Genomic DNA, 20585 nt, shown 5'->3' with positions numbered 1-20585 from the left:
CAAAGGAGCGTAAGGCCCGGCGAAATCACCTGCCCGACGCCGCTCGTAGGCGGCGAATCAACTGCCCGCTTGAGCCTCTGAGTTCGACTGACCGTGCGGCTGCGATCGCCCTGTCCGCTTGCGTTCGACGTCGGCCTTGAGGTGATCGAGGCGCTCGATGCAGATCGTGTGGACGGCGGCGCCAAGTTCCTCGATATGCCCGGCCAGCCATTCGAGCTGCTCGACGGAAATGCGATAGTGCTTCGAGTAGCGCGCCTTGACGTAGGCTTCCTTCAATTTCTCGAACAGGGCCTGCTCCGGCTTGGTCTGCCGAGGCCAGGCATCGAAGAGACGGCGATCGAGCCGCTCGGCCTGCGTCCGAAGGAAGCCGATATTGTGGACGTGCGGGGTGTAGAAGGTCACGACCAGAAGGACGCAATGGTATAGCCGTTCCGTGGTCTGGTGGAGGTCGAACGCGGCGTCCTTGAGATGGCCCATCTCCATATGGAATCTTGCGCCCTTGAAACGCTTCATCGCGCTCGGGAACCACTCCTCATAATATTCCTGCGCCATGGCGAGCGCCTGGCCCGCTGTCTTGGGCTTCGGCTTGTGAAGCTCGCTATCGTCGAACTCGTAGAGCGCGAGGCCGTCGCGCGCGACGTCCATGAAGAAATAGCGCCCGTGCGCGAGACCGTCATTCACCTCCTGCAACGTATGGACGATGAAGTTGACCGGGGTGCGCAGCGTCTTCGTGATCCCCAGTTCGCGGTTCAGCCGATCTTCCAGCGCCAGCCAATAGTCGACGCGATCGGTCAGGCGCTTGTCGTTGACGATTATCAGCAGATCAAAATCGGACTGATAGCCCTTTGCGGTGTGCGGCTCATCAACCCAGCCACCACGCGCATAGCTTCCATACAGGACAATCTTGTCGATCCGGCCCCGCTTCTTCCACTGATGCTTCGCAAGCGCGAGCGCATTTTCGAATTCCTCGAAGATGATTTGCACCACCCGTTCGAGTTCGCGTTGCTTGTGCGCGGGAAGATGGTCGAGGCCTGTTCGCATTGGGAACATCCTAGCAACCGGGATTGCCCGATGCACGTCCGGATTTGCAGCGATTTCGGTCTATTCGAGCAATAAGGCGAGGTTTCGGAGACTGGACTCCATGCCGCTGCGATGATCCTCCTCGCTGATACTTGCCGGCACATTCTCGGCCGTGACCGTCACCTTGGTGCCGCCGGTGACCGGCGCGAGGATCGTGGTGAGCGTCATCGTGCCGGCATTGGCAGGATCATCGCTTTCGAACGCAGCCTCCTCGACTATCCGATCGTCGGGGATCAGTTCGGCAAAGCGCACGCGCACAATGTCGCTATTTGCGGTCGATTTGCCCTTGCCGCCCCCATCCGCACAGGTCAGCTCCATCCGATAACCGCCGCCGGGGCGCGCTGAGAATTCATGGAGCCGTGCCTCCATTCCATGGGGTGGCCGCCATTTGACCAGCACTTCCGGGTCGATATGGGCGCGAAAGATTGCGCGGGGCGTCGCGATGATGATGCGCGAGGCGCTGTGAATCTCTCTGCTCATGATCGGATGGTCGTAGCCAAGGCGCGCGCCGTAGCCAACCTAGCAGTGTCATGTGACGCAGGCTCTGATGGGCGCCTGCTACGCAGTTAGCAGCATCATTTGCGAAAGAAGCGCCGAAGACGCTCTTTTGCGTCCGCCTCCTGCACCGCCAGATCGGCATTGTTGCATTCGTCGCCGCGGGTCGCACCTTCCTTGCATCCCGCAACAATCTGGCGCGCCTCGTCGAGGTGGGCGTCAAAATACTGCTTGCTGCGCGGTTCCTGTTTGGCGCAGCCGGCCACCGCCAAAATAGCGGCGAGCGCCGCAGCAAAGGCCCGGATCTTCGGCATAAGAAACTCCTCCCGCCAGTGGAAACATGCGAGCCGGAAACGGCAAGCGACCAATCCCTATCAGCCCTTTCAGGGCTTCGCCCTCACACAAAAGGGGGAGGGCCGCGCGCATCGATCCGCCGGGCGGCGTTGACTTCTCCGATCACTCGCTGGCCGAAACGTCGCGCGAAATTTCGCTCCCCAGACGCGGACCGGATTCCATCCGGCGCGTGAGCGATTCCACAAAGCGCTCCCACCGTTCCTTGCCCATTGCCTGCGCCGCGCGCTGGGCGGTGTCTGGCAGCGGGACCGTGCTGTTCAGCCAGAAGCGGATGAACAGAGCGAGGGTTTCGTTGGAGAGGTCGAGATGCCAGGCAAGGCGATCGAGCTGGCGGGTTAGCCGGTCGAGCCTCCGCGTCACGGCTGCTTCGAGCCGCTCGGCGCCGTCAGGTGACAGATAGGAGGCGAGCGCCACCTCGACGATCGCCGCGCGCGATACCTGCCGCGCGCGCGCGGTTGCATCGAGCTGCCGCATCAACTCGGCGGGCAGACGGAAGCTGTGCTTTTCCCGCGACGCGCTCACAGGTCGATTCCGTCATCGGGATCGAGCGACGCATTACGGGCATTGCGCGCCATGCTCCGGTCGATCTGCCGCCGATCGCGGGCAGCGTCGTCGCCCGGATCGTCATTGTCGAAATCGAACTCCTTCTCCGGCGCCTTTGCCGGCGGGGCGATCTCCTCATGCTCACCGAGGTCGGGTTCGCGGCGGATGCCTGCGTTGGCGGTGTCGCTTTCGGAACCGCCCGCGGGTTCTGATCCGTTCTCGGCCGATGGGCCTTCGGTTTTTGGGGCGGGCGTGGATTCGGGCGGCGATGGCGCGGCTATCGGAGCGAGCGCCGTCCAGTCATCTTTCGGGCGCCGGGCAGCCTCAAGTGGTTTTGATGCCGGCGGCGGGAGGATGCGGGCCATGAAGCGCGGGTCGGCATAGTAGCGTGCCTTGGCCGCCCGGATCGGCGGGATGCCCGCGACCATCACGATCTCTTCATGCTCGGGAAGCTGCATGATTTCGCCAACGGTCAGCAATTGACGCGCGGACTCCTGCCGGGAGACCATCAGATGGCCGAGCCAGGGGCTGAGGCGATGGCCGGCATAATTCTTCATCGAGCGCATCTCGGTGGTGGTGCCCAGCCCGTCCGAAATACGCTTGGCGGTGCGGTCGTCGTTGGTAGCAAAGGTCACGCGCACATGGCAGTTGTCGAGGATCGCGTTGTTCGGCCCATACGCCTTCTCGATCTGGTTGAGGCTCTGGGCGATTAAGAAGCTCTTGATGCCGTATCCTGCCATAAAGGCGAGCGCGCTTTCGAAGAAGTCGAGCCGGCCGAGGGCCGGGAACTCGTCAAGCATGATGAGCAGCCGATGTTGCTTGCCCTTCGCCGTCAACTCCTCGGTCAGCCGCCGCCCGATCTGGTTGAGGATCAGCCGGATGAGCGGCTTGGTCCGGCTGATGTCGGAAGGCGGCACGACCAGATAGAGTGAGACCGGCCCTGCGCTGTCGACCAGATCCCGGATGCGCCAGTCGCAGGCGCGCGTCACCTGAGCGATTACGGGATCGCGGTAGAGGCCGAGGAACGACATGGCGGTCGACAGCACGCCCGATCGCTCATTGTCCGATTTGTTGAGCAGCTCGCGCGCGGCCGACGCGACGACGGGATGGACGCCGGCTTCGCCCAGATGCGGCGTGGTCATCATCGCGCGGAGCGTCGTTTCGATCGGCCGTTTGGGATCGGAGAGGAAGGCCGCGACGCCGGCCAACGTCTTGTTCTCCTCGGCATAAAGGACGTGAAGGATCGCGCCGACCAGCAGCGCATGGCTGGTTTTTTCCCAATGGTTGCGCTTTTCTAGGCTCCCTTCGGGGTCGACCAGCACGTCGGCGACGTTCTGGACGTCGCGCACCTCCCATTCGCCTTTGCGCACCTCGAGCAACGGATTGTAGGCGGCGGACAAGGCATTGGTCGGATCGAAGAGCAGCACGCGACCGTGCCGCGCGCGAAAGCCCGCGGTGAGTTGCCAGTTCTCGCCCTTGATGTCGTGGACGATCGCCGAGCCGGGCCAGGTGAGCAAGGTCGGGAGGACCAGGCCCACACCCTTGCCGCTCCGGGTCGGGGCAAAGCAGAGGACATGCTCCGGGCCGTCATGGCGAAGATAGCGCGGACCATGGCAGCCGAGCACCACGCCGTCCTCGCTGAACAGGCGCGCGCGCGTGATCTCCTTTTCGCTAGCCCAGCGTGCCGAACCGAAGGTCTCCGCCCGTTTCGCCTCGCGCGCGCGCCAGACCGACATGGCGATCGCAACGATCACCGAGAGGATCCCACCCGATGCCGCGATATAGCCGCCTGTCACAAAAACAGCGGGCGCATAGGCATCGAAGCTGAACCACCACCAGAAGAAGGCCGGCGGATAATAGACGGGATAGCCGGCGACCTGGAACCAGGGGTTTCCGAGTTCGGGCTGATAGGCGAGAGCCTGGGCGGTCCATTGAGTCGCTGTCCAGATCGCGGCCAGCACGATCATGAAGACGGCGATGACCTGCGCCCAAAGAATCCGGGTAGCGTTCATGGGTCGACCTTTCTGGAAGCGAATGAGAGAGCTTCCCGCGTGCGCGATGCGGAGCATCCGTTGGCGGGATGAAGCGGACGCGGGCTCACAGCCCGAGACCCCGGCCACGACCGAGCGCCCAATCAACGCTGCCGCCACGCCCCATCGTGCCGTTGATATGCTGGCCGAGATGCTGGTCGAGCGCGGGGCGCCAGGGCACGAGGTGGAAGCCGAGCCCATCGTCGATCATCGCGAACCGCCCCGACGCCAACGTCACCCGCTCGCGATAGACGCCGCTCACATAGTCGCCTTCGGCCGATGGCCGGTGGGCAAGGCCGGTACGCGCGGCAATCGCATCGGTTTCGTGAGCCATTTCCCGCGCGCGCAGCGTCTCGATCAGGTCACGCTCGAAGCGGAAGCCCTTGCCTTGGCGCCGCGCGAGGCCGGCGGATTCGAGTTCGCGCGACCGCGCGTCCATCGCATCGCGGATCTCGATGCCGAACCCGTTGCCGGTCGCGACAGGCTCACGCGCGACGAGCTGGCGATCGAGCCAGGTGGCGCCGGGTGCGGTGATCTGCTCGCGCAGCGGAAGATCCGAGCGGGTCGCGAGCGAGAGCCGGTCCTTACCCTTGCCGTCCTGCCAGCGTCGCACCTCGACGATCGCGCCTGGCCGGGCGTCGCCGGTCATGTCGAGATCGTCGAAGCGGATATGATGCGTGCGCCCGTCCGCGCCGTCGATCACGGCATAGGCGGAGCCCGCCAGTTCGTCGTGGAGGCCGCGATCGACAAGCCGGCCAACAATCGGCCCGTTTGGTGCCGCGTCGTGAAGCGCGAAGGCGTCGAGGTCAGGTGCGCGTCCGCTATCGCTCATCGCACGGTGCATCGTCTTGATGATGTCGGTGCGGATGGCGAGATCGCGAAGCGTCTGTTCCGTGCCGGCGCGGATACGCCAGATCCCCGGCGCCGTTTCTTCCGCGAGCCCCAACCGTTCCAGCTTGTCGGCGCGACCGCACAAGAGGCGGCGGGTGTCGTCGTCATCCGCACCGCCCGGCCGCAGGTCGACCGTGCCAGCGACCTCATCGGTTCTGTCGCGGAGGCGCTGGTCGAGGCTGGTCCAGCGGTCGGCTTCGACCTCGCGTACGAGCGCAGCGCGGATGTCGCGCTCGCTGCGCGGGCCGAGTTCCAGCGTGACGCGCTCCTCGGCGCGGGCCCGCACCCCTTCGCGGGTATAGTCGCGGTCGATGACGAGATCGCTCCCATCGTCGGCCCGCCCGCGCACCAGCACATGGATATGGGGATTGTCGGTGTTCCAATGATCGACCGCCACCCAGTCAAGCTCGATGCCGAGATCGCGGGCCATGTCCTGCATCAGCTCGCGCGTGTAGGCGTGGAGGTCGTCCATCTGGCTCGCGTCCTCAGGCGAGACGATGAAGCGGAAATGATGGCGATCGTCGGCGCAGCGCTCGGCAAAGGCATCACCGTCGGCGCGGTCCGATCGGGCGTCGAACAGGCTGGCGTCGCGTCCGTCCTTGGTCACGCCGTCGCGCTTCAGATAGGAAAGGTGCCGGCCAAGCGGCGCGGCGCGGAACCGGGCGCCCTGATGTCGTACCACGCGCGCCATCACCACCACGCGCCTGGCGTTCGCCGGGCGGTGGATCCTGAGCATGGCATTGCGACCGCGGCCGCGCGCGCCCTGTCCGCGGCGTCCGGATTTGCGGCCGCTGCTGCGGGCCAGCGAGCGGGTATAGCCGGATCGTCCCGCCGCTCGTTTGACCTGAGCCGCGAGGCTCTTGGCCTTGCGCCCCGAGCCGGCTCCCCGGTCGCTGCTCCTTCCCGGCCGCACCCGGAAATTATCGTCGTCCCGGCTCATCATGAGGCCGATCGGGAGCGTGTCCGACACGCGCGACACGCAATATCGCGACTATGACCGTCCGCTGTCGGACAGCGTGCGCGGCGGTCGGACGAAGAAACCAAGCCTGCACAACCACATAAGTGTCGATGTCCGACACGCCTTTTATCTTGCGATGACCTGCCTTCATCCTCCCAGCCAGCTCGTCCCCTACGCCGAGCTAGCGTCCCGCCCGCCACAACACGCCAAATGACGCCAGCACCGCTCATCGCGCGACCTGACCGGAAAGCGGGACGAACAGCGCGTTCGAGCCAGCAGGCGAAGCGGCGGAGCGAGGCGCCGGTGCCGTCATCGCGATGCGCGTCGGCGGCGCGTCCTGTGCAGCGGCAGTGCGCTCGGAAGCCCCATCACTGCGCGCCGTGAACAGCATCGCGCTGCGCCAATCCGGTAGGACGGCAGCAGGTCGAGCGGACGAAGTGACGCTCGATACGCCCATTGCCGGTGCGATGCGTGCGACATAGGCGACGGTCTCGGGGGGTAGCGATCGCCCGCCCGCCCGCCAGTCGTCGACGCGCCGTGGTCCCGCATTATAGGCGGCGAGCATCGAGGTCAGATCGCCATAGCGATCGAACATCGCGCGCAGATAGGCGGCACCGGCCAGGATGTTCGCGCGGACCTCGAATGCATCAGTGCCAAGCCCATGTCGGGCAGTCAGTCCGCGCCATGTCGCCGGCATGATCTGCATCAGCCCCATCGCTCCGGCGGGCGATAAAGCGCGCGGATTGCCGGCGCTTTCGGCCCGCATCACCGCCCAGATCAGATCCTCTGGGAGGCCGAACCGGGCGGACGCCTCGCCGACATGAGCGGCGTAGGGATGGAGGGCAGAGGCACGCGGCGCGACATTCTGGGCGCTGCACGCGACCGGAAAGGCGGCAGTCGCGTAGCCTGCGATCAGCAGGGAAAATGCAAAGCGGATTGCGCGGCGACGGAGATGACGAGACATAGCTCATTCCCCCCGCTTGCTGCGCGCCGGTCGCGACCAGAGCAGGACATGGGCATCCGCTTCGCCGCGCGCCGGCACGAGATTGGCGCGCAAAGGGCGAGCGAGCGTCGGGCAATCGATCTGCAGCGCGATGAAGCTGCCGCCGCCGTCGCGTTCATGAGTCCAACCCGAACCGATCTCCGGCCCATCCCCATTGTCGTCGAGATGGACGCGCCAGTCCGGCGCTTTCTCCTTGCCGGGCTGCGCCGGCACCAGTCGCAGCGGAACATCGAGCGCGAGAGTTTGAAGACGGCCGGCATAGCCGGAACCGACCTCACGAAAGCGACCTATTTGCATGACGAGTCTCCTTTGCAGTGAGCGGGGGAAGCAGGCGCGGCGCGCAGACCGCGCCAGCGGAGCGGCTGGCCGGGCGCATCGCGCGTGAGGATCGGGGAGGCTCGGCCGAGCAATCCGCTGGCTGGGATCGGTCCGAAATAGCGGCCGTCCATGCTGTCCGGCGCGCTGGCGAGCAGGAACAGTTCGCGTTTCCCGACGATCCGGCAGCCCTGCCATGTCGGCAGGGCGCGGCCGAGACGATCGCGCGACCGCGCCACGACCTTTTGCAGGCCGTCGACCGTCACGATGCTTCCGCGACGGCAGATGCGCGCGCCGGGACCAGCGGCGATCTGCTTCAGGAGCGGCACGTCGACCGGGAGATAATGGCGCTCGGCAAGGAAGCGGGCGAGATGCGCTGGCGGTCGGATTGCGACAAGGTCGCCGACGGCTGGCTGTTCGACCGCAACGACGCGGTAGAGGCCGATCGGCTCGCTGGCGCTTGCGTTCCAGATGAGCCGAGGATGCGGCGCGAGCACGGCAATGACGATGAACAGGCCACCGAAGACGCCGGCAACGATTGGCGTCAGGAGCGCATAGCCGATGCGGATCATGACTCGATCGCCTTGCGCTTGAGCCACGCCGCATGGCGTTCTGCGGTATAGGGGCGGGGGCGCTCGCCGATGCTCAGCCGGTTGTGGACGTGGCGCCAATGGTCGGGGGCGGCATCACACGGATCGACGCCGACGGCCTCCACCGCATCGATCGCAGCCAGCACGGCGCGGACCTTCGCCCAGCCCTGGATTGACAGATAGAGTTCGCCGCCAGGCCGCACGAACGGCACGGTCGTATAGGCCTCGCCCGATCGCACGGCGCGCAGGATATCGATCCGCGAATGGACCGTGCCATAGTCGTTCGCCACCCAGCGGGCGAACGCGAACACAGCGTCGGGCCTGAACGAAACCACGCGCGTCTTGCGGGTCATGATCCGCTCGGCCGCGACGCGCCCGAAGCGAATCCAGTGTTCGAGACGCTTCTCGATCCAGATCAGTTCGACGTCGGTCATCGCGTCGCGCGGCGACGGCGTGTGGCGGGGCATCGCCGCCGCGCCGGTGGGCGGGTGGTTCATGGTGTATCTCCGGAAGGGGGGATGGATTTGGGCAGCGGGCTACCCAGCGGCAGCGCAGCAGCGATCCGCGCGTTGGCGCGAGCGGCCATCTGGGCGTCGATCTCGCAGCCGATATAGCGGCGACCCGTCGCGCGGGCGGCTTCACCGGCGACGCCTGAACCGGCGAACCAGTCGCCGATCAGGCCGCCGGGCGGACAGCTCGTTCGGATCAGGATTTCGATCAGGCCGAGCGGCTTCTCGGTCGGATGGATCGCGCGACCATGACAATTGCGCGCGAAGATGACCGAGCGCATCAGGCGCGGGCCGCCATCTTCGCTGACATAATATCCGCGCTCAATCTGACCCGTATGGGGCGGCCGCATTTTGCGCCGCACCGTCCGCGCGGCCGCGTCGGGCGTGGTCTGGACGTCGTTGTAAATGCCGTCCCAGCGCGCATCCGAATGATAGAATTGAACTATCAGCTCGTGGACACGCTTGAAACGATTGGCGTGGAAGGCGCTGCCGTTCTGCTTTTCCCACACAACTTCCTGCGCATAGCGAAAGCCCGCGGCGCGCAGCTCGGCCGCGATCGTCAGGAAGCTGCGTAGCGACCCGAACAACCAGAGCGAGCCGGATTGGCGCAGGCTTTGTTGCGCAAGCGCGAGCCAGCCTTCGACGCGGCGATCCCAGCCGAGCGCCGTGTCGCCATAGGGCGGATCGGCGAGGATCATGTCGAACGGCGCATGATCGGGCATGATGGCGCGGCAGTCGCCGATCAGCACCGTCATGGCACCCTCCGGCGGCGCGCTGTCCGAAACGCGACCGCGATATCCACAGGCGCGCGGTGCGTTAGCAAGAATCCGAAGGATTCTTCTCTATTAGCATGGTTAGAGGGAGCCGGAATCGCTGTTTTATTTCTGGAGGTTACGAGGAGTTTGGGTTCCCGATAGGACGACTCCGCGGTTCCTGATCGGACGACTCTGGCGGTTCCTGATAGGACGAGCGTCATCGTCGCTTATCCACGCGCCTTGATCCGGACGCGGCGCATGGCGGCGTCGAACGGATCGACCGGCAGAGGAGCGAAGGCCAGGCGTTCGCGGCCATGATCCGAGCCGATCGCAAGGCGATATCCGGGCAAAGGCTGGCGGCGCACGATGTCGCGCAGTTCGAAGGCAAAGCGCTTCAATGGCGAGAGCGCGCCTGATTTCAGATGGAGATGCGCGACATCGAAGCTCCAGCCGCCTTGTTGACGGCCACCATGCTTGCGCACGATCCGGTACAGCCAGCGCTCCAGCCCGCCGGTCAGGTCGAAATAAGCGCGGTCGATCGTCAGGACGAGCGCACGGTCGAGCACGCCCGCATAGAACCAATCAGGCAGGATGAGTTGGATGCCGAGCGCGCGACCGGTATCGTCGGTCAGTTCCTGCCATTCATTGATCCATGAGAAGCGGTGACGCCGGCGCTGGTGATGCTGGCGGATCGAGGTTGCGACCGTGGTCGATTGGAGCCGATCGAGCGCGGCCTTGAGGCGTTCGTAATTGTCGCGGCCGGTGCCGCGTCCGACGAAGGTCAGGATTTCGTGCGGCGTCGTCGCCAGGAGCCGCGAGGTCGGGCGCCGCGCATCGCGCGCCTCGACGAGCTGACTCGCGGCCCAGATCAGGATGTCCGCATCCCAGATTGTGGCCATGCCATGTTCGGGCACCGCCTCGACCGAAATCCAGGTCTCGCCCATGCGGAACTCGATCGGCGCGGTGCGCCGCGACTTGGCGAGGCTGAAGAAAGGCCAGGCCATCAGATCCTGCGCATCGCGGGGCGCGACGTCGCCCGGGACCGACCGGAACAGGTCGAGCTGGAGGCGCTCGCCATCCGCGCGATGGATATTGGCGGGTGCCATCAGCTCAGCGCCGAATCGGGCTGGCGGAGCGTTTCGCCGGAAGGCAGGCGCCTGGTCCCGGATCGGAGGTCGAGTTGCGAAGACCCTGTGCGACCCAGGCGTCGAGCGCTTCGACCGAATAGACCACGCGGCCGCCCAGCTTATGAAAGGCAGGACCGGTGCCGTAGCAGCGATGCTTCTCCAGCGTGCGCGGGCTAAGCCCGAGCCGAAGCGCAGCATCGGGCGTCTTCAGAAAGCGGGTTGCAGTCGTGTCCGCCGATTCGGGCATGATCGTCCTCCATCGCGTCGGCGGCGGCAGAAGGCGGCCGCGGACAGCATGGAGGGACATTGGCGAATAAGGATCGGCGCGGTGGAGCGGCTGTTTTTAGCGTCCGATTTTTGTCGCACCTGATCTCAGCCGCGTAGCAAGGTGCGATAGCCACCATCGCGCAACGCAAACGCTTCCTCCATCAGACGCTGGGTGCGGCGGCGTTCCGACGACGTTTTCCAATCGGTGCCGCGACCGACACCCATGTCGACGTACAGGAGTGCGCGCGCGATGTCGTAGGTGGTGGCCTCGGGATATTCCCGGTCCTTCGCCATGTCGATGATATCGAGGAGCAGCGATAGTCGGTGCCGCTGGAAGGCGGTGGGCATGAAGCCGCGCGGCAACTTCGCGGGTGGCGCGCCGGCAAGGCGCCGATCGAGTCGCCGGACGGCGGCGAGGCGCAGATCGAGGCTCGCATCCTTCGCGATCACATAGGCAAGCGGGCGCCCGGGCGACGTGTCGCGCAGCCACAGACGATGCAGGCCGTCGGTGTCTGCAAGGACGAGGTGGCGGCCGTTCGAAAGGTGGCGGTCGACGAGGATCAGCGGCCAATCGTCGAGAGTGACCGAGGTGGCGATGCCCAAATCAGGATCGGCCGTGTCGAGGACCACCGTTGTGGGCGATAGGGCGGCAAGCCAGATGGCCGGTTCAACCGCAGCCGATCGATCCGGGGCACATGGGAAAGTCCAACCCCCAGAACCGGGCCATCGTCTCGCGCCCGGGAGTTGCTCGATCGCCTTCGGGGCCGCGCATGACCATCTCATATTGCGATCGATATGTCGGATTGCGACGCAGAAACTCTTGCGCGAAACCGGCGAAATCGAGAGCCTGGCGCTCGGTATCGAGTTTTCTTGGCATGACCTGCACCCGCGAACCCGTTGGAAGGGAAGCGAATTTGGCGCGTCGCCAGGGTTGGCGGCATTCCCGAAATGGGGGATAGGCCTCCCCCAAAAGGGGGAGTCCTCATCGGTGTCGCCCGCGATAAACTCGGATTGTGTCCGGAGGCTGCCGGCCTTCTTCGTCTTCCGCGCGAACCGTGAAGATCGCTGTCGTTGGGGTTTCCGCCTCCGTAGCGCACCCGTCCGGTCTGGAATGGCCCGCCCGGCGAACCAGGCGGGCCGACCGGCTTCAATCGCGGTCGCGGCGTGCCGGGCGGGTCCAGACGAGATCGTGTTCACCATTCTCGCCGTCGAAGAGCTGGGCGAAGATGGGAGCGACGAAGCTCGGATCGTCGAGTTTCAGCGAGAGATAATGGCGGTCATCGTTGGTCCGCTTGCTCCAGCCAGCGCCGATTTCGACGGAGTCGCCGATATAGACGCGGTGGCTGGGGGCGTTGCCGCTGGCTTGTTCATCGGCGACGATGCGAACCGACTGGGCCTGAAGCGTGAGGGTGGTGATCTGGCCCCGGAGTTCGCCCGAAACCTTCTTGAAGCTGCCGATCTTTGCCATGATGCCGTTCCTTCTCAGTCGAGCCGCGCCATTGCGGCCTCGATGCGCTGGTCAGGCCGGCAGGCGACCGGCGCTGCAGCCGAAGGCCCGCAGCAAAGCGGAGGACGGCTTGGGCGGGGCTTTCTTGGTGCGCGAGGAACGGCGGCACGCCGGGGGAAGAAAGTTTGGGCCAAGCCGTTGCGGCAAGCCGGGAGAGCGTCAGCGTCCCTGACGGCAAATAAGCGCATCGACACGAGGCCGTTTTGGCAGCGGATGACGAAGGGGCAGTGTTGGCGATGACCACTGCGGCAGGTTTCGGCGATTCCGGGTGGGCTCTTTTCCGATCAACCCGTCAGGGCCGGATACGTCCATCGCCTACATCCTGGTGAATCCCCCCATCCCACCGGAGCCTCAGCGCCCAGTCGTGCAATGACGCGGCCGATAAGGGCTAGGAAGAGGTCGACGTCCCGGCTGTGCTTTGTGAGGCCGGTCCCGCGACCGCTTCGCCTGCGAGCCGCATCCAGGCGGTGCCGGCGATCATGACTGCGCCGACCCAGCTCAGCAGCGACAAGATGATACCCGGGTCAATAGCCAGTCCAGCGATGCCATAGACGGCATGGTAGCCCGCAATCCCGGCGGGCACCACGAACAGGAGTGCGATGCCGAGCCGAATCAACGGTGAGCGGACATAGGCGAACAGTAACTGACCCGCGACCAGCACCGCGACGCCGCTGACGAATCCGCCAAGGATCGCGGCGGGATAGCCATGGCCGTGATCGTGCATCCAGAATGCGAGGGAAATCCCGGTCGCCACTGGCAGCGCATAGACCGCGAGACTGAAGAGAAGCCAGAGCATGTAGAGGCCGGCAAACAGGCCGAGAACGAGGAAGATAGTCATAGAGCGTCCTTCCAAGACGAATGATCGTCGGACGCGCCCGCCACCACCTCCACAGCGCTATCGTGCGTGAGCAGGATAACGCCGCTTCGTGCGGCGCGAAACACGAAAATGTTTCGCCGAAAGAGCGAGTTCGTCGCTTCGATCACGATGGGAACGGATCATATTCCTGCACCACCTGGGCAGGATTGCCGTCGAATTCTTCCCAAGGCATCACGGCGTAGCCTTTGTCGGTCCGGATGAGGACGATGACGGTCATCAGCGTGCGCGCGAGATTCCAGGCGAGCGATTGGGCGGTCCTGAGTGGCATGACATCAACTCCTGTCGGAAGGAGCGGAGGCCATCCCCGCTCGACAGGTGCTCCGGCGGACGGGGCCTGGCCGCAATCACCGCGCCGGCTTGCCCAAGCGGCCGCACGCGCAGCGTAGCGGACCCTTTACGGGTTGATTGAAGGAGGCCGGGTTTCGGCCATAGGGATCAGCGCCTCACTAGAGCGGGTGTGGCCTTCCGATCCTGGGAGAGGTTGACTGCCGTGTCGCCGCCCGATCGATCGCCTGGAATCTCGCCTCGGCGGATCGATCTCCATATCCTGTCTGGATTGGCGCCGGCCATGTCGGGAGATTGAACAAGCGCAGGGATATGACGATCGGAAGGGTCGTATGTGAACCTTGCAAAACCGGAGCGAGCGGTGCCCGCCCCGGTACAAAAGAGTATTCAGCGTAGCGGCCAGCCGCAGCGTTCAGCCAGCGATGGCCGCGACGGGATAGCGGCTTCCCGCGCCATATCGGCGATGACCCCGTCGGTCAGGCCATCAAGCGTATAGCCCTTAGCGCCCGCGGCTGCGACCAGCCCCGCAAGATCGGGATATTCCTCAAGCCGGGTGCCGAGCCATAGACCCGGATCGTCTGACTTTGGATCCTCAAACGCCTGAAGAAAATAGGTGCGCATCGGCGGATCGTAACCGATGGTCGCGTCGGTGTCGGTCGCATCTGCCGAGCGGACGGTGACCGGATGACGGCTCATGAGCCTCTCCTCGATTTCCAAGAGGGTAAAAAAGTGGCCCCGCCCGAGGGCGGGGCCGATGCCGGCGAGTCAGGCCGGCGGGTTCCAGATCGCGACCTTCTTCGAAGGATCGTCGCCCGGAGCATTGGCGATATTGGCGTAGATGGTGCCAAATTCGGGGGCGGACAGCGACAGCGAGGTGTATTCGGCGCCGGTGTTCTGCGAGAAGCGGTCCCAGCCGGCACCCAGCTCGAAGCCATTCTTGCGGCTGACGACCCGCCAGTCGGGCTCGTTTTCCTTGGTCTTGCGACCGTTGCGGATGATCGAGATCGGCGCCGTGACGGTGAGGGTCGCGAGCGTGCCCTCCATGCTGCCGTCGGACTTCACGGTGAGGTTAGCGATAGTGGCCATGTTCAAACTCCTTCGGATGATCGGGGACCATCCCCGATGGCGGCCAAAGGAGAGCCCGGATGCCGACGTCACCGCAGCGCACGCGGAGGGGAACCCCTTCACGGGGTTGACGGCATGAGGCGGCCGAGGATCGTATTCAGGCGACAGAAAAGGGGTTGGTCACAGGTCAGCCGGAGACGTTGCGTCACATGGCTTCTGGCCCTCCGTGAACTATGGCACATGGGCGGCCCCGCCATCCTCGCCAGAAGTGCCACCCTCGATTTTCACGTCCGCATGCCAAGCGGATGCCGGTGGGATGTCCTCAGCCGTTGATCGGCAATGGGGAGTGTCGGCGCGATATCCTCACAGGCCGGAGCCAAATGCCTGCTTGTGACGACACTCGTGAGATTGCCCATCCGCACTTCCCCGCATTCGGCGGCGATCCGTTCGGCAATCGCGTTACCCCGGCTACCTGCTGCGTGGCGCGGTCGATCGAGGGCGATTACACTGGCAGAATGGAACCTGTCGATGAAGCCAAAGCGTTTCACATGGCGCGCGAGCTGATCGCGGAGCATGGCGATGATGTCGCTGCCGTTCTCCAGGCCAAGATCGATGACCTGATGGCGGCCCGCGACCTCGACGAGCTGGCTCTCTGGTTTATCGTCAGGAATGCCGTCACGATCACACTGGAGTCCGATTCCACGCTGCATTAGCGCGCAAAATCTGAAGTAGATTTGTCGGTGACGGGACCGTCATTCGGGATGCAAAGTCAATGACGACAGCAGCTTCGCAAGCGCGTCGCGACGCTCCGCCATTCTGCCGGCAAGATCGCGCAGGATGATCCCCTGATAGGAGGTGCTAGCCGTCGAAACATCGAATGGCATTTCGCTGGCATGGATGATGCGCCCAATTTCCCCAAATATGCGGGGATCGGATTGCGGAAATTGCTGAAGCGCGCGCAATTTCGAACGCAACCCCTCGATGTCGTCCCGTTGTGACGACAGATCTTGTCCACCAAGATTGACCAAATTCGAGCCAGAGATAGCGACTGCTTCGATCTCTCCAGATAGTCGGATCACTTCGGCAATCAGATGCGCCTTGCGCTCATGCTCTTCATTCCGTGCCAATTTCCGGAGCCTGTGCGCGTTGCGCTCCTGGCCGAAGGCTATCCACAGGGCCGCAACGACGGCGCTAGTGCTCGCAATCGCCGAAGCCCAATCGGCCGCATTTCCCCAATCGATAGCCAAAGGACAGAACATCAATCCCTCCCCTCCAGGATGGTTTTCCAGGCCAATCCCGTGTTTCCCGGGAAAAGGTCGTCGACGGGCGTCATGTCATAGGTAAAGCCTGCCCCGACGCGGGCAAAGTTCGATGCCTGAATCCCTACCCAGAGCAGGGCCAGATTCTTGTCCGCGGTGCAAAGCTGAATGGCTTCGTCGGGGAAACAGCTGAGCATCGCGATGAACAGTTCGATGGCCCGGAGGTCAGCGAGCGCATTATAGGCATCGGCTTCGGTATAGCCGTTCCGGAATTTCAACAGGCGTTTGGCCGGGCTCTTGCCATTGGGAACGGCAACGGCGCTGAGGGCTGTCAGCACGGTGATGGATTGCCGCGGCACACCGTGAAGGTCGGCGGCTGCAATAATGTCATTCCATCGGGCTTCGACATTGGCCCGCGCAACCGGCGACACCAGCAATGGCGCGAGGTGACATAGAAAACGCTGCTTGTTCTCCAGGGAGGCACGGGAATCCTCGATGAGACCAAGCGCGCCCTTCAGATGCTCCGGACCAACGGTGATCTCGGCCTTGGGCAGCGCCACGCGCAATTTGGCCGCCACCTCCTGCATCTGCCCCTCAGCTTCGGTCGGAGTGGGAGTGGACCGGCGATTGCCCTCCATCACGAAGAGTAGAGGATTGATGCGGATGGGCTGGTCAGCGAACAAGTCTAGGAAATCCCGTTGTTCGCGGCGCCGTCGTCCGTTTTCGAACCTGCCAACGATCTGGGTGACGACGTTCCGATCGACCAGCATCGTGGTATTCCGTCGGGTGACGGCAAAGGCCGATGGCAGCCACCCGCCTTTGACAAGACCGATCGCGCAGGAGGTGAAAGGGCTGTCGAGAGTTGTCGCGATGTTGATGACTTGGCCCGGCACCCTCCCTTCAACCGTCGATTCGACTAGCGTGCCATTACGGCAGTTAAGCGGGATGGTGATGGGTTGATCGAGGCGGGCATCGCGCAAGGCTGCAAAGTCGAGCGGCTGCACTTCAGCATTGGCAAATGCGATCGTGCGTGGCGGTCCGCCGTCCGGTCCTTCAAGTTCGGTCAAGACGAACATCGGGTCGCCTTCTTGCGGATCGCTCAATGGCGATGCTCCGGAACCCGTCGTCAACGGGATGATATCCGTCGGCGTCTGACGATGATGTCCCGTGCCTTGAGTTCATCAGCTAGCGCCGCGACGCGAAGGAGATCGACCGGCGGGGACGCCTGCAACCGGACAAAGGCGCGATCAAAAATGGCCGCGCAGGGCACGCCGGTCAGGCGTGAATCAAAGATGATCCCGTCCACCGCCGTTCGCCGGTGCAGCGCTTCGGCGAAGGCTTGCCCAGCGACATGCGCGCGGCTGCCTTTCGCATCGGTATCGATCCCCATGTCATAAGCTCCGCCTCCCGACAGGTCGACCAGCATGAGCGGCGCAGTCGTGCTGATAGTGGTGGCTGCGAGGCTTTCGAGATAGGGCCGGTAGAGGTAGCGCCGCTGCTTGCCGACAAAACGGTCACGGATCACCGCCTCTGCAAGCACTGTCGGAAAATCCTGGGCTGCATAGAGGACGCGAAACAATTGGCCGGGGCTGGAAAAGCGGCTCGAGCCGAAGCCGGCATCGCAGGGCGTCGCGCGATGCCGGTCCGAAATGATGCGCGGCCAGTCAGCGAGGTCGACGGGCCCGGTGCGCGCTGCAATGCGCCGGAGATCGAGTTTCACTGATAATCCAGCGCGCCTTCGGCCGCGCGCGCGACCTCATCGATCTTGCCTTTGCGCAACCGCTCGATTGGCGCGGCGTCGCCGGTATGGCGATTGGGCGTCACCAGCCATTCCCAGGCCGTATCATCATCGCTGAAATGCGCGCGGACTCGGTCCAGACCTTCAAGCGGGGCTAGGCGCTCGAACTGGCGGACCGGATAGACATAATTCCGCACACCCTTGCGGAATGCCAGAATCTTATGCGCGCGACGCCAGTTATCGAGCGAGGTGCGGGCGACGCCGAGCCGTTCGGCCATATCCCCTGCGCCAAGCACTTCGGTCTCGGCCCACTGATCGCCCTCGTCCTCGACGGTCACCGCATCGAGCCGGGCCAGCCCCTCGGCTTTCGAAAGCAATGTCCCGAGACCGCCGCCGGCCAGTTTGCGCGCTTCGCCGGTTTCCTCCAGCACACGCCGAACCAGCCGTTCGGGATCGGGTCTGGAGCGTTGCAGGGCATTGGCGAATTTGAGCAGCGTCGACGCGCTCAGCGTATCGAAGAACGATACTACCGCCTCGCGCGCATCCCGCCGTGTCTTGATCTGAGTCTGAACCATGGGCGTTTCCTTCATGCCCAATATAGAAAACTTGTCCAATTTGTCCATAGGCAAGCTTTGGGTCGCCGATCACTCCCGCTTGCGGAAATCCCAGACGCTGATGCCCATCTTGCGAGCCTTGTCGGCGATATTGTCCTGGATGCCGGTGCCGGGGAAGACGATCACGCCCTTGGGGCAGGTTTCCAGAATTGCGTCGTTACGCTTGAACGGCGCTGCCCGGCCATGCCGATCCCAATCGGGCTTGCGCGGATCCTGCGGCACATCATGGTCGCGCGCCCAACAGGCGCCGATGCGCTCGCCGCCCGTGTTCGTCGCGCCATGAACGAGGATCATATCGGGGATTTGGGCGCGGACCTTGTCGAGGACATCGCAGACCAGCCGGTGATTATTATAGTTGGGACCAGCGCTGACCGCGATGCGGATGCCATCGGGATTGAGGACGCGGGCGTCCTGATAGGCGCGCCGGTCGAGCGCCTTGCGACTGTCGAGCACCGCCGAGGTTAGCGCCTTGCGGTTCACCATCGGACCGGATCGCGGCAGCCAGGGTTTGCGCAAGTGGGTGCGGAACTGGTCGGCGCCGGCGTCGCGAAGCAATTCCATCGTATCGCGGCGTTCGATCATGGTGATGCCTTCAGCGATCTTGCGTTCCAGCTCGACAGATTTGACCTCGCTGCCGTCCTGCTGGCGCTGGAGCCGCTTCTGCGCTTGCTCATTATCGTCGAGATCGCGCTCGATCCGTTCGCCCGCACGTTGGAAGACATTGACGATGTTCCAGGCGAGATCCTCAAGATCGGGTTCGATCCGGGTGTCGGACAAGCAGGATACAAGCGCGTCGAAGATGTCAGCGATGGCGCCTTCGGCGATACGGCCGTCGGGAAGCGGCCGCTGATCGGGTTCGTCTTCGAACGGCCGGTAGCCGTAGAGCTGCATTTCCTGAAGGACATAAGCGGTGGAACCGGGCTGGGGCTCATCCTGTTCGGGCTGGTCGAGGTCGATCGCCATGGTGGGTCTCCGTTCAGAGCCGCGCCTCTCGCGGCCTTCGTGGCGACGGCTGGCGGCGGGCGGGACGGGGCCGCACCGCGCCCAAGGGCGCGGCCGGAGCGCAGCGGAGGATGGCGGGGCAAGGCTATTTTGCTTCGCGATGCAAAGGGCCGTCAGGCCCGGCGGAAAATAGCCGCCGGACACGCGATTGTTGCCCCGGACCGTTTGCCGCAGTCGCCCTCTCAAGAAGGCCGAGCGCGCGGCGTCTCTACGGACGGACATCGCCATGCGATCGACCGGCGCAGTTCAGGGTGGTGCCAGGTTCCCCGCCTTCAGGTCGAGATCAGGAAGCGCGCGGCGTCAACGGCCCGGAGCTGCGCCCCGATCATGCTGGCCAGACGGTTGCGTCCGAAGGCGGTAAGATCGCTGTTGAAATCATCGAGCCTCGGCTCCAGCGACACGACCTCGATCCCCTTGGCAAGCGCACGCTCGGTCAAGGTCGCCAACGCACCGGCTCCAGCGGGATCGTCGTCGCGCGCGACATAGAGACGGCGAAGTGCGGCCGGAAACAGGATGGCGGCGAGATGCGCGGCGGACGTTCCGGCGATCGCAGGGGTCGTGGGCATGACCTGCCGCAGCGACAGGAGGGTCTCGATGCCCTCGCCGGCGATCATCACCGCGCCGACGCCGCCGAACCTGATGCCGTTGCCGAGAAGGTGTCCCATGGCGCGGCGGGGATAGGCAACCGGCGCCTTGGCCGAACCGTCGCGCATCAGCCAGGTCCGGTGGACGCCGGTGACACTGCCATCGAGATCGGTCACAGCCGCGATCATCGCCGGCCAAGCGGGGCGGACATCGGGTCCGTCTTCGTCCGATGGCCGATACCAGCAATGGGGATGGAAGCGCAGGGCTTCGCAGCCGGCGAGGTTGATGATGCCGCGAGCGGCAAGATGGGTCGCGGCGATCGTGCCGGCGATCGGCTTCGATGCCGCGAGGAGACGCCGCGCCGCCTCCGGCGTTCCGGTGGGCGCCTTGCTGCGCCGGATCGGCCGCTCCGGACTTGACGGCGGCTGTGGCAAACTGAGGAAGCGCCGTGCTTCATCGAGGGTCTCGCGCAGGGTGCGGTGATCGCAGGACGCGGCGATGACATCGAGAAGATCGCCATGGTCACCGCTCTGGGCATCGGTCCATTTGCCGGCCTGGCCGCGCCCATCGCGGGACGCGACCAGGCGAACATAGAGGCTGCGACCCGGCGAGTTGCGGACGTCGCCGACCAGCCAGTATCGCCCCTCCCGCCGTCCGTTAGACAGATAATGTCGGCAGACGGCTTCGGCGTGATCGGCGAGCGTGGTGGCGATCTGGCTGGCGGGACTTTGCATGA

General features: G+C 64.5%; 27 protein-coding genes. 1 reads left to right on the top strand and 26 read right to left on the bottom strand.

The features are described from left to right. Positions 1-57 precede the first annotated feature (57 nt). The 20 genes from RLDS_RS50840 to RLDS_RS50755 form a co-directional block, all read right to left on the bottom strand. Positions 58-1041 (bottom strand): HEPN domain-containing protein, encoded by a 984-nt coding sequence (locus tag RLDS_RS50840; protein WP_021228146.1) that lies wholly within the window; start codon positions 1039-1041, stop codon positions 58-60. A gap of 60 nt (positions 1042-1101) precedes the next feature. Next, on the bottom strand, positions 1102-1560 hold the full coding sequence (locus RLDS_RS50835) for an SRPBCC domain-containing protein (protein ID WP_021228145.1): 459 nt from the start codon (positions 1558-1560) through the stop codon (positions 1102-1104). 95 nt (positions 1561-1655) lie between these two features. After that, a complete protein-coding gene (locus RLDS_RS50830) occupies positions 1656-1889 on the bottom strand; it encodes an EexN family lipoprotein (RefSeq protein WP_021228144.1) in 234 nt (77 codons plus the stop codon). A 142-nt stretch (positions 1890-2031) separates the two neighbouring features. Further along, positions 2032-2451 (bottom strand): ribbon-helix-helix protein, CopG family, encoded by a 420-nt coding sequence (locus RLDS_RS50825; RefSeq protein WP_021228143.1) that lies wholly within the window; start codon positions 2449-2451, stop codon positions 2032-2034. Continuing rightward, a complete protein-coding gene (locus tag RLDS_RS50820) occupies positions 2448-4484 on the bottom strand; it encodes a conjugal transfer protein TraG (RefSeq protein ID WP_021228142.1) in 2037 nt (678 codons plus the stop codon). Before RLDS_RS50820 ends, RLDS_RS50825 begins: the two co-directional genes overlap by 4 nt. Before the next feature lie 85 nt (positions 4485-4569). After that, the gene (locus RLDS_RS50815; RefSeq protein WP_031298980.1) at positions 4570-6333 is read right to left on the bottom strand and encodes a relaxase/mobilization nuclease domain-containing protein; all 1764 of its coding nucleotides are present in this window, start codon (positions 6331-6333) and stop codon (positions 4570-4572) included. Between the two features lie 244 nt (positions 6334-6577). Continuing rightward, complete coding sequence (locus tag RLDS_RS50810; RefSeq protein ID WP_021228140.1) at positions 6578-7315, bottom strand: lytic transglycosylase domain-containing protein; 738 nt, start codon at positions 7313-7315, stop codon at positions 6578-6580. Between the two features lie 3 nt (positions 7316-7318). Further along, on the bottom strand, positions 7319-7651 hold the full coding sequence (locus RLDS_RS50805; RefSeq protein ID WP_021228139.1) for a DUF736 domain-containing protein: 333 nt from the start codon (positions 7649-7651) through the stop codon (positions 7319-7321). Beyond that, positions 7642-8241, bottom strand: a complete 600-nt coding sequence (locus tag RLDS_RS0128955) for a S26 family signal peptidase (protein WP_031298977.1) — start codon at positions 8239-8241, stop codon at positions 7642-7644. Before RLDS_RS0128955 ends, RLDS_RS50805 begins: the two co-directional genes overlap by 10 nt. Next, positions 8238-8756 (bottom strand): DUF2840 domain-containing protein, encoded by a 519-nt coding sequence (locus tag RLDS_RS50800; protein WP_021228138.1) that lies wholly within the window; start codon positions 8754-8756, stop codon positions 8238-8240. Before RLDS_RS50800 ends, RLDS_RS0128955 begins: the two co-directional genes overlap by 4 nt. Beyond that, on the bottom strand, positions 8753-9523 hold the full coding sequence (locus tag RLDS_RS50795) for a DNA-methyltransferase (protein ID WP_021228137.1): 771 nt from the start codon (positions 9521-9523) through the stop codon (positions 8753-8755). The genes RLDS_RS50800 and RLDS_RS50795 overlap by 4 nt, the downstream gene beginning before the upstream one ends. Positions 9524-9750: 227 nt before the next feature. Then, positions 9751-10629, bottom strand: coding sequence for a replication initiator protein A (locus RLDS_RS50790; RefSeq protein ID WP_021228136.1), 879 nt, complete (start codon positions 10627-10629; stop codon positions 9751-9753). A 4-nt stretch (positions 10630-10633) separates the two neighbouring features. Further along, complete coding sequence (locus RLDS_RS50785; RefSeq protein ID WP_021228135.1) at positions 10634-10897, bottom strand: helix-turn-helix transcriptional regulator; 264 nt, start codon at positions 10895-10897, stop codon at positions 10634-10636. Between the two features lie 125 nt (positions 10898-11022). Continuing rightward, on the bottom strand, positions 11023-11547 hold the full coding sequence (locus tag RLDS_RS50780; RefSeq protein WP_021228134.1) for a DUF2285 domain-containing protein: 525 nt from the start codon (positions 11545-11547) through the stop codon (positions 11023-11025). A 37-nt stretch (positions 11548-11584) separates the two neighbouring features. Continuing rightward, positions 11585-11794 (bottom strand): transcriptional regulator domain-containing protein, encoded by a 210-nt coding sequence (locus tag RLDS_RS57065; RefSeq protein ID WP_228226848.1) that lies wholly within the window; start codon positions 11792-11794, stop codon positions 11585-11587. Between the two features lie 270 nt (positions 11795-12064). Continuing rightward, on the bottom strand, positions 12065-12385 hold the full coding sequence (locus RLDS_RS50770; protein ID WP_021228132.1) for a DUF736 domain-containing protein: 321 nt from the start codon (positions 12383-12385) through the stop codon (positions 12065-12067). Positions 12386-12812: 427 nt separating this feature from the next. Continuing rightward, entirely contained in the window at positions 12813-13262 is a 450-nt protein-coding gene (locus tag RLDS_RS50765) for a hypothetical protein (protein WP_021228131.1), read from the bottom strand. A 142-nt stretch (positions 13263-13404) separates the two neighbouring features. Beyond that, complete coding sequence (locus RLDS_RS56585) at positions 13405-13569, bottom strand: hypothetical protein (protein WP_021228129.1); 165 nt, start codon at positions 13567-13569, stop codon at positions 13405-13407. A gap of 404 nt (positions 13570-13973) precedes the next feature. After that, complete coding sequence (locus tag RLDS_RS50760; protein ID WP_021228128.1) at positions 13974-14282, bottom strand: hypothetical protein; 309 nt, start codon at positions 14280-14282, stop codon at positions 13974-13976. Between the two features lie 69 nt (positions 14283-14351). Further along, positions 14352-14672: a DUF736 domain-containing protein gene (locus tag RLDS_RS50755; protein WP_021228127.1), complete on the bottom strand. Its 321-nt coding sequence runs from the start codon at positions 14670-14672 to the stop codon at positions 14352-14354. Positions 14673-15031: 359 nt separating this feature from the next. On the opposite strand from RLDS_RS50755, the gene RLDS_RS57060 reads away from it, so the two are divergent. After that, positions 15032-15364: a hypothetical protein gene (locus tag RLDS_RS57060; RefSeq protein ID WP_021228126.1), complete on the top strand. Its 333-nt coding sequence runs from the start codon at positions 15032-15034 to the stop codon at positions 15362-15364. Between the two features lie 39 nt (positions 15365-15403). Here RLDS_RS57060 and RLDS_RS50750 read toward each other — a convergent pair whose 3' ends face one another. The 6 genes from RLDS_RS50750 to RLDS_RS50725 form a co-directional block, all read right to left on the bottom strand. Then, complete coding sequence (locus RLDS_RS50750; protein WP_021228125.1) at positions 15404-15910, bottom strand: hypothetical protein; 507 nt, start codon at positions 15908-15910, stop codon at positions 15404-15406. Next, positions 15910-17013, bottom strand: a complete 1104-nt coding sequence (locus RLDS_RS50745; protein WP_031298967.1) for a hypothetical protein — start codon at positions 17011-17013, stop codon at positions 15910-15912. The genes RLDS_RS50750 and RLDS_RS50745 overlap by 1 nt, the downstream gene beginning before the upstream one ends. Positions 17014-17036: 23 nt before the next feature. Beyond that, positions 17037-17630 carry an RES family NAD+ phosphorylase gene (locus RLDS_RS50740; protein WP_021228123.1) on the bottom strand — a complete coding sequence of 198 codons (594 nt, stop codon included), beginning with the start codon at positions 17628-17630 and terminating at the stop codon, positions 17037-17039. Further along, positions 17627-18223 (bottom strand): antitoxin Xre/MbcA/ParS-like domain-containing protein, encoded by a 597-nt coding sequence (locus RLDS_RS50735; RefSeq protein ID WP_152528134.1) that lies wholly within the window; start codon positions 18221-18223, stop codon positions 17627-17629. The genes RLDS_RS50740 and RLDS_RS50735 overlap by 4 nt, the downstream gene beginning before the upstream one ends. A 69-nt stretch (positions 18224-18292) precedes the next feature. Further along, entirely contained in the window at positions 18293-19225 is a 933-nt protein-coding gene (locus tag RLDS_RS50730; RefSeq protein ID WP_021228121.1) for a DUF2493 domain-containing protein, read from the bottom strand. Between the two features lie 311 nt (positions 19226-19536). Next, positions 19537-20583, bottom strand: a complete 1047-nt coding sequence (locus tag RLDS_RS50725) for a DUF7146 domain-containing protein (RefSeq protein ID WP_021228120.1) — start codon at positions 20581-20583, stop codon at positions 19537-19539. Positions 20584-20585: the final 2 nt, after the last annotated feature.

Source organism: Sphingobium lactosutens DS20, assembly GCF_000445105.1.
GTDB lineage: Bacteria > Pseudomonadota > Alphaproteobacteria > Sphingomonadales > Sphingomonadaceae > Sphingobium > Sphingobium lactosutens.
Note: the sequence above shows the minus strand (reverse complement) of the source record. Positions and strands in the feature narration are given on the sequence as shown.